Here is a 2,996-nt window from a genome sequence, read left to right as displayed (position 1 = left end):
CTGCCAGGAATGGTAGGAGCAGATGATGCCTTTGCCGACGTTGCCGTTGCGGTCGCCGTACAGCAGCGCGCCGCGATGCGGGCAGCGGTTGTACAAGACGCGCACGGAGCGGTCGGAATGGCGCACCATCACCATGGGCTGGCGGCCGATCGTGACGGCGTGGTAGTCGCCCGGTGCCTTGACCTGCGAGGCGTGGCCGCAGTAGACCCAGGTGCGCTCGAAGATCTTCTCCATCTCGGCGTCGAAGATCGCCTGGTCGGTGTACACGCTGCGGTGCACGCGATCGGGCTCGACGAGGTGGTCCACTTTCATCGGGGCGATCCTCCAGGGAAAAGCCGAGAGTGCGCAGGCTGCTCTTGTCGGCCCCGCAGCAACAAGCGGACAAACCCTGAACCCCTGAAGCGGCGCGGGACGGCGCCGATTCCGTACATTCGCTGCGATGGCTGAACGATCCTTCGCGCAGGAAGTGGAGAAGCTGCGCCTGGGCGCGGGCGAGGAATTCCGCGGCGAGGGCATCCTCGCGGTGACCAAGGCACTGCTGCAATCCGGCGTCTCCTACGTCGCCGGCTACCAGGGCGCGCCCATCTCGCACCTGATGGACGTGCTCACCGATGCGCGCGGCATCCTGGGCGAGCTCGGCATCCGCTTCGAGCACAGTGCTTCCGAGGCGGCGGCCGCCGCCACCCTCGCGGCCTCGGTCAACTATCCGCTGCGCGGCGCCGTCACCTTCAAGTCCACGGTCGGCACCAACGTGGCGTCGGACGCGCTGGCGAACCTGGCCTCGGGCGGCGTGACCGGCGGCGCGCTGATCATCGTCGGCGAGGACTACGGCGAGGGCTCCAGCATCATGCAGGAGCGCTCGCACGCCTTCGCGATGAAGTCGCAGCTGTGGCTGCTCGATCCGCGGCCCAACCTGCCGGCCATCGTGCGGGCAGTGGAGCAGGGCTTTGCGCTCTCGGAGGCGAGCCGCACGCCGGTGATGCTGCAGCTGCGCATCCGCGCCTGCCACGTGCACGGCAGTTTCACCGCGCGCGACAACGTGCGCCCCGACTTCACGCTGAAGGACGCGCTGGAGCAGCCGCGCCGCGACACCGGCCGCATCGCCCTGCCCCCGGCCACCTACGCGCACGAGCAGGAGAAGATCCGCGAGCGCTGGCCGGCCGCCGTGCGCTTCATCCGCCAGCACGGACTCAACGAGTTCTTCGCCGAGGACGCGCGCGACTTCGGCATCGTGCTGCAGGGCGGCCTCTACAACGCGGTGGTGCGCGCGCTGGAATTGCTGGGGTTGTGCGATGCCTTCGGCCACACGCAGGTGCCGCTCTATGTGCTGAACGTGACGTACCCGCTGGTGGAGGAGGAACTGCTGCGCTTCTGCGCCGGCAAGCGCGCGATCCTGCTGGTGGAGGAAGGCCAGCCCGATTTCATCGAGCAGGCCGTCAATGCGATGCTGCGCAAGGCCGGCGTGGCCACGCGCGTGCACGGCAAGGACGTGCTGCCCATGGCCGGCGAATACACCGGCGGCGTGGTGCTGCAGGGCGTGCGCGGCTTCCTCGCGCAGGTGGCGCCGGGTCTGCTGCCGGCGCGCGGCGAGACGCCCGTGGATCCCGCGGCGGCGGCCGCCATCCAGCAGGCGATCGCGCAGGTGCACGGCCGCCCGCCCTCGTTCTGCACCGGTTGCCCGGAGCGGCCGATCTTCACCGCGCTGAAGCTGGTGGAGCGCGAGCTGGGGCCGCACCACGTGAGCTGCGACATCGGCTGCCACCTGTTCTCGATCCTGCCGCCGTTCGAGATCGGCGCCACCACCATGGGCTACGGGCTCGGCTGGTCGGCGGCCTCGGCCTTCAACACGCCGGAGACCGAGAAGCGCGCGCTGGCCGTGATGGGCGACGGCGGCTTCTGGCACAACGGGCTCACCAGCGGCGTGGGCAACGCGGTGTTCAACCAGACCGACAACGTGTTGCTGGTGGTGGACAACGGCTATTCGGCCGCCACGGGCGGGCAGGACCTGCTCTCGTCGCGCGCCGGCAACCCGATCCGCAGCACGCAGCACCCGATCGAACGCGCGGTGCGCGGCGTCGGCGTGGACTGGGTCCGCACCGTCGACCACACCTACAGCCTGGAGAAGATGCGCGGCGCGCTGCGCGAGGCGCTCACCACCCGCGAGCGGGGCCCGAAGGTGATCGTGGCCTCGTCGGAGTGCATGTTGAACCGGCAGCGGCGGGTGCGGCCGCTGGCGAAGCAGGCGATCGCGCGCGGCGAGCGGGTGGTGCGCGAGCGCTTCGGCGTCGATCCCGACACCTGCACTGGCGATCATTCCTGCATCCGGCTCTCGGGCTGCCCGTCGCTGACCATCCGGCCCAATCCCGATCCGCTGCGCACCGATCCCGTCACGGCCGTCGTGGACAGCTGCGCCGGCTGCGGGCTGTGCGGCGAGACGGCGCACGCGGCCGTGCTGTGTCCCTCGTTCTATCGCGCCTCGATCGTGAACAACCCGACGCGCTGGGAACGTTGGCGCCAGCGCGTGCGCGGCGCGGTGATCGGCTGGCTGCAGCGGCGCATCGAGCGGCGGCTGGAGGGCCTGACGGCATGAGTGAACCGCGCGCCATCTCCATCGCCCTGCTCGCCATGGGCGGCGAAGGCGGCGGGGTGCTGGCCGATTGGCTGGTGGACCTGGCGGAGCACGAGGGCTTCGTCGCCCAGGCCACCTCGGTGCCGGGCGTGGCGCAGCGCACCGGTGCCACGCTCTACTACATCGAGATGTTCCCGCGCGGCGCGGTGCCGGCCGGGGCGCAACCGGTGCTGGCACTGGCGCCGGTGCCCGGCGAAGTCGACGTGGTGATCGCGTCCGAGCTCATGGAGGCGGGGCGGGCACTGCAGCGCGGGTTGGTGACGCCGGCGCGCACGACACTGGTGGCATCGACGCATCGGGTGTACTCGATGGCCGAGCGCACTGCGCTGGGAGATGCGCGGGTGGATGCGGAGAAGCTGCTGCAGGG

2 protein-coding genes and 1 pseudogene are annotated in these 2,996 nt (G+C 70.6%); 2 read left to right on the top strand and 1 reads right to left on the bottom strand.

Annotated elements, in window-relative coordinates; translation table 11 throughout:
• Positions 1 to 312, bottom strand: a 312-nt coding sequence (locus tag VFM98_RS10410) for a Rieske 2Fe-2S domain-containing protein (RefSeq protein ID WP_325109853.1), incomplete at its 3' end; no start/stop codon positions are given.
• A gap of 127 nt (positions 313 to 439) precedes the next feature.
• On the opposite strand from VFM98_RS10410, the gene VFM98_RS10405 reads away from it, so the two are divergent.
• Positions 440 to 2,590, top strand: a complete 2,151-nt coding sequence (locus VFM98_RS10405) for an indolepyruvate ferredoxin oxidoreductase subunit alpha (RefSeq protein WP_325109852.1) — start codon at positions 440 to 442, stop codon at positions 2,588 to 2,590.
• Positions 2,587 to 2,996: pseudogene (locus tag VFM98_RS10400) on the top strand (hypothetical protein); the annotation flags it as partial. The gene VFM98_RS10405 and the pseudogene VFM98_RS10400, both read left to right, overlap by 4 nt.

It is taken from the genome of Ramlibacter sp. (assembly GCF_035706265.1).
GTDB lineage: Bacteria > Pseudomonadota > Gammaproteobacteria > Burkholderiales > Burkholderiaceae_C > Ramlibacter.
The sequence above is the reverse complement of the archived record's forward strand: the minus strand, read 5'-3'. Positions and strand labels throughout refer to the sequence as shown.

What these genes read in the sequence shown, in the direction of transcription:
- VFM98_RS10405 (WP_325109852.1), top strand. Translation starts at nt 440, where the DNA reads ATGGCTGAACGATCCTTCGCGCAGGAAGTGGAGAAGCTGCGCCTGGGC.